Origin of the sequence: Pseudoalteromonas sp. SWXJ133, from assembly GCF_015864365.1 — a bacterium.
GTDB classification, from domain to species: Bacteria; Pseudomonadota; Gammaproteobacteria; order Enterobacterales; family Alteromonadaceae; genus Pseudoalteromonas; species Pseudoalteromonas arctica.
The window spans coordinates 254,256-262,942 of sequence record NZ_JADYXJ010000003.1 but is presented as its reverse complement, the minus strand read 5'-3'; the positions used below and the strand labels follow the sequence as shown (position 1 = coordinate 262,942).

The 8,687-nt window shown below is 38.9% G+C and carries 4 protein-coding genes; 3 read left to right on the top strand and 1 reads right to left on the bottom strand.

From position 1 onward, the window contains the following. Positions 1-251: 251 nt before the first annotated feature. Entirely contained in the window at positions 252-3,077 is a 2,826-nt protein-coding gene (gene uvrA / locus I6F40_RS04105; protein WP_121954967.1) for an excinuclease ABC subunit UvrA, read from the bottom strand. 162 nt (positions 3,078-3,239) lie between these two features. Between uvrA and I6F40_RS04100 the strand changes: the two genes are divergently transcribed. From I6F40_RS04100 to I6F40_RS04090, 3 genes are all read left to right on the top strand, one after another. Next, a complete protein-coding gene (locus I6F40_RS04100; RefSeq protein ID WP_010553785.1) occupies positions 3,240-4,607 on the top strand; it encodes an MFS transporter in 1,368 nt (455 codons plus the stop codon). A gap of 20 nt (positions 4,608-4,627) precedes the next feature. Then, a complete protein-coding gene (gene ssb, locus I6F40_RS04095) occupies positions 4,628-5,350 on the top strand; it encodes a single-stranded DNA-binding protein (RefSeq protein ID WP_121954966.1) in 723 nt (240 codons plus the stop codon). 244 nt (positions 5,351-5,594) lie between these two features. Further along, positions 5,595-8,324 carry a response regulator gene (locus I6F40_RS04090; protein WP_197192528.1) on the top strand — a complete coding sequence of 910 codons (2,730 nt, stop codon included), beginning with the start codon at positions 5,595-5,597 and terminating at the stop codon, positions 8,322-8,324. Positions 8,325-8,687: the final 363 nt, after the last annotated feature.

Here is an 8,687-nt window from a genome sequence, read left to right as displayed (position 1 = left end):
ATCAAGTAACCAATGACTGAGCATAAAAATACCCTCATAATCAAAAGATGATAAGGGTATTGTGAAGCAACCAAAAGATCGGTCAACCGATCAAAAATACCTTAACTGATCGGTGTTAGCTTTACTAAGCGGCATTTTTTATATAATACTGATTAATTGAGTTATATTTTATATAGAAGCTTATTTGCCCGCCACTTTATAACTCTAAAGTACTTAACACCGACTTTCCTTATGGTGGGTAAGCAAAACCTCTATTTACTTAATAGAGGTTTTAGGTAATGCCCAGTATGTGAACGCTCACATTCGGCTACTTCTTCTGGCGTGCCTGCAATGAGTATTTCACCACCGCCAGCACCGCCTTCAGGTCCTAAATCGATAACCCAGTCTGCTGTTTTAATAACATCGAGGTTGTGCTCAATAACAACAATTGTATTGCCGTGATCGCGCAGGCGATGAAGTACAACAAGCAGCTGTTCAATATCAGCAAAGTGTAAGCCTGTTGTTGGCTCATCTAATATGTAGAGTGTTTTACCTGTATCGCGCTTTGATAGCTCGCGCGCTAGTTTTACACGTTGCGCCTCACCACCAGAGAGAGTCGTAGCGGCTTGTCCTAAGCGGACATAAGATAAACCAACGTCCATTAATGTTTTAAGCTTGCGGGCAATAGCCGGTATTTTATCAAAATAATCATGCGCATCTTCAACAGTCATCTCAAGCACTTGGTGTATGTTTTTACCTTTGTATTGTACTTCGAGCGTTTCACGGTTATAGCGCTTACTCTTACATACATCACACGGTACATACACATCAGGTAAAAAGTGCATTTCAACTTTAATCAAGCCGTCACCTTGGCACGCTTCACAGCGTCCGCCTTTAACGTTAAAGCTAAAGCGACCAACTTTATAACCACGTGAGCGCGCTTCTTGGGTGCCTGCAAATAACTCACGAATACCGGTAAATATACCTGTGTAGGTTGCCGGGTTTGAACGCGGAGTACGACCAATCGGGCTTTGATCAATATCGATCACTTTATCAAAATGATCTAAACCACTAATTGATTTATACGGTGCTGCTTCGGCAGTTGTTGCGCCATTTAACTCTGTATGAGCAAGTTTAAACAAAGTGTCGTTTATTAACGTTGATTTACCTGAGCCCGATACACCTGTCACACAGGTCATTAAACCAAATGGGATTTTTAAATCCACATTTTTAAGATTATTACCCGTTGCGCCAAATAGCTCTAGCCATTTGTCGTTCGTTGGGTGACGTTCTTTTGGTATTTCTATTCTACGTACGCCAGATAAAAATTGGCCCGTAACAGACTCTTTGCTTGCTAAAATATCGTCGCGTGTACCTTGAGCAATAATATGCCCACCATGAACACCCGCGCCTGGGCCAATATCAATAATATGGTCAGCGGCACGAATAGCATCTTCATCGTGCTCTACCACAATAACGGTGTTACCTAAGTCGCGCAAATGGACCAGTGTTTGTAATAAGCGGTCGTTATCGCGTTGATGCAGCCCAATAGATGGCTCATCTAGTACGTACATTACACCTACAAGGCCTGCACCAATTTGGCTTGCTAAGCGAATACGCTGAGCTTCACCACCTGATAGTGTGTCGGCGCTGCGCTCAAGTGATAAGTAATTTAGGCCAACGTTAATTAAAAACGATAAACGGTCGCGAATTTCTTTTAATATTTTTTCAGCTATTTGGCCTTTTTGTCCGGTTAGCGTTAATCCTTCAAAAAATTCCATAGCTTCACCAATGCTCATGCACGTGATTGCAGGTAAGTTGGTTTTTCCAATAAATACATTTCGAGATTCTTCGCGTAAACGCGAGCCATTACAGCTAGGACATGCTTGGCTTGTTTGGTATTTAGCAAGTTCTTCGCGTACTGAGTTTGACTCAGTTTCGCGGTAGCGGCGATTCATGTTGTTTAGCACGCCTTCAAACTCATGATTGCGCGTAATTAAATCGCCACGGTCGTTACGGTAATTAAATGCAATTTTAGTGCTACCAGAGCCATCTAAAATAATTTTTTTCGAGTCGCTGTCTAAATCTTGATAAGGCACATCTAAATCAAAGCTATAATGCTCCGCAACGGCTTGTAGCATTTGATAGTAATAAAAACTGCGTTTATCCCAGCCTTTAATAGCACCGCCAGCAAGGCTTAACTCTGGGTTATGCACTACGCGATTAGGATCAAAATATTGACGTATACCTAAACCATCACAGGTTTGGCACGCACCTGCAGGGTTATTAAACGAAAACAAACGCGGTTCTAGCTCAGTCATTGCATAGCCACAAGTAGGGCAGGCAAAGTTTGCTGAGAATAGAATTTCTTCAGCGCTGCTATCATCCATGTATGCTACATGTGCAACGCCATTGGACATCTCAAGCGCGGTTTCAAACGATTCTGCTAAGCGTTGTTGTAAGCCATCTTTTACTTTAAATCTGTCTACAACAACTTCTATTGTATGTTTTTTATGAAGCTCAAGTGTTGGTGGATCAGACAAGTCACATACTTCACCGTCTATACGGGCGCGAATATAACCTTGGCTTGATAGCTGCTCTAATAACTTAACATGCTCACCTTTACGCTCTTTTACTATTGGCGCAAGCAGCATTAATTTACTGCCTTCAGGTAGAGCCAAAACAGTATCTACCATTTGACTAACTGTTTGCGCAGCAAGTGGTAAATCATGTGTAGGGCATCGTGGTTCGCCAACGCGGGCAAACATAAGTCGTAAATAATCGTAAATTTCGGTAATAGTACCCACAGTTGATCGTGGGTTATGAGACGTTGATTTTTGCTCAATAGAAATTGCAGGAGAGAGGCCTTCGATGTGATCTACATCAGGCTTTTCCATAAGCGATAAAAATTGTCTTGCATACGCAGAGAGTGATTCAACATACCGGCGTTGTCCTTCTGCATAAAGTGTATCAAATGCAAGTGATGACTTCCCCGAACCAGATAGACCAGTAATAACTATTAATTTATCACGTGGGATGGTTAGGCTGATGTCTTTTAAATTATGCGTACGGGCGCCTCGGACTTCAATGTTTTCCATGCTATCTCGTTTATTACCAAAATTATTTACTCAGTATCGCATAATACGAAGCAATATTAATCCTTGATCAATGAAAAATCCTTACTTATAGGCGATTAATTATTGCCAAGCTTATGGTAGAATCCCAACCTCAATTTTTCATAGAGTAAGATCACGCAGATAATGACCGCATCTTCACTTAATTCACGAGAAAAACGCGCCGCAGTATCGCTGGCGAGTGTGTTTGCATTTAGAATGCTCGGCTTGTTTATGCTGATGCCTGTATTGGCTATTTATGGACAATCGCTTGAAGGTTTTTCGCCTATTTGGATTGGTTTTGCCATTGGTGCGTATGGTTTAACGCAAGCCGTATTGCAAATACCTATGGGTCGATTATCCGATAAAATTGGTCGTAAAAAGGTTATTGTTGGTGGTTTAGTCGTATTTGCTATTGGCTCTGTAGTTGCTGCATTAGCTGACTCTATTCAAATGGTTACCGTAGGCCGCGCTCTACAAGGTATGGGCGCAATAGCCAGTGCACTACTCGCGTTTGCTTCAGATTTAAGCCGCGATGAGCAACGACCAAAGGTAATGGCCGTTATTGGTATGAGCATAGGAATGAGCTTTGCCTTTGCTATGCTACTTGGGCCAATTGTTGCAGCTTCGTGGGGTATTGCGGGTGTATTTTGGTTGACTGCTATTTTAGCTGTTTTTGGTATATTTATAGTGACTATGCTAGTGCCAAATGCGGTAAATAAAGCGCCCAAAGGCGATACATTAGCAAGCTTTAGCGACATAAAAAAACTAATTAAGCACCCTCAGTTAGCACGATTAAATGCAGGTGTATTGCTATTACACTTAACGCTAACCACAATATTTGTCGTACTGCCGAGTCAATTAATTAAAGATGGCTTAGTTGCCGACCATCACTGGTATTTATATATTCCAGTGCTATTTTTAGCATTTTTATTAATGGTACCAATAATGATTGTGGCCATTAAAAAAGAGAAAGAAAAACAAGCATTTATTGGCTCAGTAGCCTTGTTAACTATTAGTATGCTAGCAATGTCGGTATGGGTTAATAGTGTAGTAGGCATTGCTGTGTGTATGCTGCTTTATTTTGTGGCGTTTAACTTTTTAGAAGCCACTATGCCTGCGCTTGTATCGCGAATAGCACCTGCAAGCCAAAAAGGTTCAGCAATGGGTGGCTACTCATCTAGTCAGTTTTTAGGCGCCTTTTTAGGCGGTATGTTAGGTGGTTATGTAGCACAAACTACAACGACGCAAGCTGTGTTTGCGGCAGCGGCACTTGTTGGGTTAATATGGCTTATTATTGCGTGGAAAATGCAAGTCCCACCCAAAAGTAAAGTTATTAGTTTAATGACCAAATTAGATTCTGAAGAGCATGCTCAAACACTTGCTTCTCAGTTAGTTGCTTTACCAGGCGTAATAGAAGCAACTGTGGTTCGCGATGAAAGTCGCAGCTATTTAAAGATTAATGATAAAGAATTTGACCTAGACCAAGCACGTAAAGTAGCTGGTTTAATCTAACATTTATAGGAGATGGTTCCATGGCACGCGGTGTGAACAAAGTAATTTTGGTTGGTAATTTAGGGCAAGATCCTGAAGTTCGTTATATGCCTAACGGCAATGGTGTAGCAAATATTACCTTAGCAACTTCGGATAGCTATAAAGATAAAAACACTGGCCAAATGGTTGATAAAACTGAGTGGCATCGTGTTGTGTTCTTTGGCAAATTAGCTGAAATTGTTGGTGAATATTGTCGTAAAGGTTCACAAATTTATGTTGAAGGTAAGCTTCAAACACGTAAGTGGACCGATCAACAAGGCCAAGAAAAATACACTACAGAAATAGTTGTAGATGGCTTTACTGGTCAAATGCAAATGTTAGGCGCACGTGGTGGCGATCAGCAAAGTGGTGGTTACCAAGGTAATCAGCCGCAAGGTGGACAACAAGGTGGTGGTTACCAAGGTAATCAGCCGCAAGGTGGTCAACAAAGCGGTGGTTACGGTCAAAATAACCAAGGCCAAGCTGCACAGCAAAGTGGCTATAATCCGCAGCAACAAACCGCACCAGCAGCACAACCAAAACCGGCTCCAGCACCACAGCAGCAAAGTAATCAATATCAGCCGCAAGGTGGTTATGCACCACAGCAAAAAAGTGCACCACAACAGCAAGGTGGTTTCGCTCCTAAACCACATAGTGCTCCGCAAGGTGGCGCATCAAACCCAATGGAGCCAACCATTGATTTTGACGACGATATCCCTTTTTAGTTTTCCAACCTTTACAGTGTAAAGATTTATTATAGAAAAGCCCCGTTCATACGGGGCTTTTTTATACGAGCTGTGTAGTGAGGGCAACCCAGAACTATCAATGAATATCGTCATTAAGCAATAAAATGAAATAGTATTAGTAAACATGTTAAATTATGGTGGTATTTACATTTTATTTAATTGATATATATATCGTTAACACTTACCATTAAAAGACTTTTACCTTGATTACACAATGAGAAACATGAAAACTAATATCTTATTTTTATTTCTTGTTTTTCAATTTGTGAGTCCAATTTCAAACGCTCAACCTTCTTCAAATGTTACTCATGTTTTATTTATAAATTCAACAAACCAAGATATGCCTTGGCACAAAAGTGTTGATTCTGGACTGCGTAAAAAACTTATAGAACGTTCTTTTAGTTATGAACTCTTCGTTGAAAATATGGATGTAAACCGCTTTGATGAAGCAAATCAAAAACAGTTAATGAAGGACTACCTTAAGCAAAAATATAAAAATAAGCATATAGATATCATTGTTACTCAGTCGCCTTCTGCAGCTGTACTTTTATCGCAATTAGATGATTTTTTTATAAATGCTCCAAGAATATATTTAGAACCAGGCGCTCAATTTAGTTTACCTGAAAGCACCAATGGAGCAGTGATCCAAGCTAAATTAGACTACGCGCAAGCAACAGCAAGCGCTGTTAATTTAATGAAGCCTAAAAAATTAATCGTTATATTAGATACAAAAAATGATATTGGGATGAGCTTTTATCGAGGGCTATTTTCGGTTATTAACCGTGACTTTTCGTATTTAGACGTAGAAAAGTGGTTTGATCTTTCAATGCCAGAGCTACTCACTAGAATAAAAAATGCGCCAGATGATTCAATTATATTGTTTACACCCATTTTCAGGTATTACGATAATAAATCTCTTAGCCCTTATCAGCTAGTAGAGCGATTAGCAAAAGCAAGTTCAGCGCCCGTTTTTAGTTATTGGGAGGTACTATTAGGTTCAGGTGTTGTTGGTGGGTATGTGTTGTCGGGTGAACAAATAGGCGCATGTATTGCCGATTCGATAATTTTATACAATGAAAATAAAAGCCTAAGTGCAATCAGTGGTGAAGAACTAAGTGTTTATGCTTACGATTGGCGTCAATTAAACAAGTTCGATATAGCTTCACAAAGCTTGCCAGAAAAGTCGATTATATCTTATTACGAGCCAACCTATTTTGAGCAAAATAAAACATTGATTTATAGCGCTACTGCGATTATCTGTATTCTTAGCAGCTTTTTAGTTTTCGTATTGTTTTTAAATCAGCGCCGCATCCAACTTTTAAAAGAGCTTGATGAAGAAAAGCAAAGATTAGAGTCTCGCGTTGATCAGCGTACTGAAGAACTGTTGCAAGCCAAAGATGAGGCCGAAAAGCTGACATCCGCTAAGTCTGAATTTTTAGCAAATATGAGTCATGAAATTAGAACGCCTATGAGTGGGATTATTGGCTTAACCAACATTTTGCTCGAAAAAGGTTTGCCTGGGGAATATGAGCATTATTTAAATAAAATTAAATATTCTTCAGATCAACTCCTTGTAGTTATTAACGATATTTTAGATTTTTCAAAAATTGAGTCTGGAAACATTAACCTTGAAGAATTTCCTTTTTCTGTAAATTCGGTTGTTGACTACATCAAAGCAACTTTTGATGAGCTAGCTCAAAGCAAAGGGATCACATTTGATATTGTCATTGGTGAAGAGGTCAAACTCAATTTAATTGGTGATGTAGTTCGAATAAACCAAGTACTGCTAAATTTATGCTCTAACGCAATTAAATTTACTACGCAGGGCCTTGTATCGGTATTAATAGAATCAAAAAGATCATTAGCCGATCCTAAGAGTGTTTGTTTGTATTTTATTGTTAAAGATTCAGGTATTGGCATTGCCGAGCAAAGCCTTGCCGATTTATTTGAATCTTTTACTCAAGCTGACAGCTCTACAACCAGGAAGTTTGGCGGCACAGGTTTAGGCTTAACTATAAGTAAGCGTTTATGCCAATCGATGGGGGGAGATATAACGGTAAAAAGTACTCAAGGTGTAGGTAGTGAATTTATAGCTTCAATTAAGGTGAAACTGAATAACCAAGCGTTAATTGATAACACTCCCGACCTAACTTTTACTGATGTGTTTGAAGTATTAATTGTAGATGATAATGAAGATGATCTTAAGGTAATTGAAAATCAGCTAACGGCTATGGGGTTAGTATGTACGGCCTGTCAATCTGCCAAACAAGCTATTGATATTGTTGAACAAAATAAAGATAAATTTAAAGTTATTATTGTCGACTGGGCAATGCCATCAATGAGTAGCGAAGCTTTTTTAATACGCATTTTTAATATTAACCCTCAACTTTATGCCAACACTATTGTGCTTATAATGAGTGACGAAATTTTACTAAATAATGGAGCCAAAAAAGTAAGTATAAAAACTATTTTGCAGAAACCTGTATACACGAGTGTTTTGTATGAGGCGATTGAAAGTAAAGTAGTAGGCTCTCTGAATGAAGTGCCTGTAGTAAATTCAGTAAGTGAAAAGCCGCTAGCAGGTATCAAAATATTAGTTGTGGAAGATAACTCGATCAATAAACTAATCGTTACAAACATACTAGAGAAGGCTGATGCTCAAATTTACTTGGTTGACAATGGATTAGAATGTATTCAAGCCGTGAAATCACAATCGTACGATATTATTTTGATGGATATTCATATGCCTATTATGGACGGGGTTGAGGCGAGTAAAATTATTCGTAGCGATAGTGACAAAGCAATCGCAAATATTCCAATAATTGCTTTAACAGCTAATGTTATGAAAGATGATATTACACGATACTTATCCATTGGCATGAACGCCCATGTTGCAAAGCCTATTAAAGCGCAAAATCTACGTGAAACTATAATCCGCTGTTTAAATAAATAGCTGAGCCATTAAAGTGATTTAATAATTATTCATATTAAGTACCTATCGTAATGTCTCCCGTTGCTTGAGCCTATTTTTAAGAACTTAAAAGACAATTCATACAATAGAATTTGACTCACCGGTTGCTATATGAAATCTCATACATTCTTTTCCCCATATGTTTATTTCAGCAAAGGTTGAATTATTAATGTCAGAAGTTAATGGGTCACTAACTATAAGTAAAGTACATAGCTTAGTGTCGCACACTTCAAACAAAACTCGCCATTGGTTTAACTAGGGTAGATGAATGGCTGTTATGTTGCACAATCACAACCTCAATAGGTATTAAAATGTGCTTAAGCTTGAGGATTAAATTTAATCTAT

What these genes read in the sequence shown, in the direction of transcription:
- uvrA (WP_121954967.1), bottom strand. Translation starts at nt 3,077, where the DNA reads ATGGAAAACATTGAAGTCCGAGGCGCCCGTACGCATAATTTAAAAGAC.
- I6F40_RS04100 (WP_010553785.1), top strand. Translation starts at nt 3,240, where the DNA reads ATGACCGCATCTTCACTTAATTCACGAGAAAAACGCGCCGCAGTATCG.
- ssb (WP_121954966.1), top strand. Translation starts at nt 4,628, where the DNA reads ATGGCACGCGGTGTGAACAAAGTAATTTTGGTTGGTAATTTAGGGCAA.
- I6F40_RS04090 (WP_197192528.1), top strand. Translation starts at nt 5,595, where the DNA reads ATGAAAACTAATATCTTATTTTTATTTCTTGTTTTTCAATTTGTGAGT.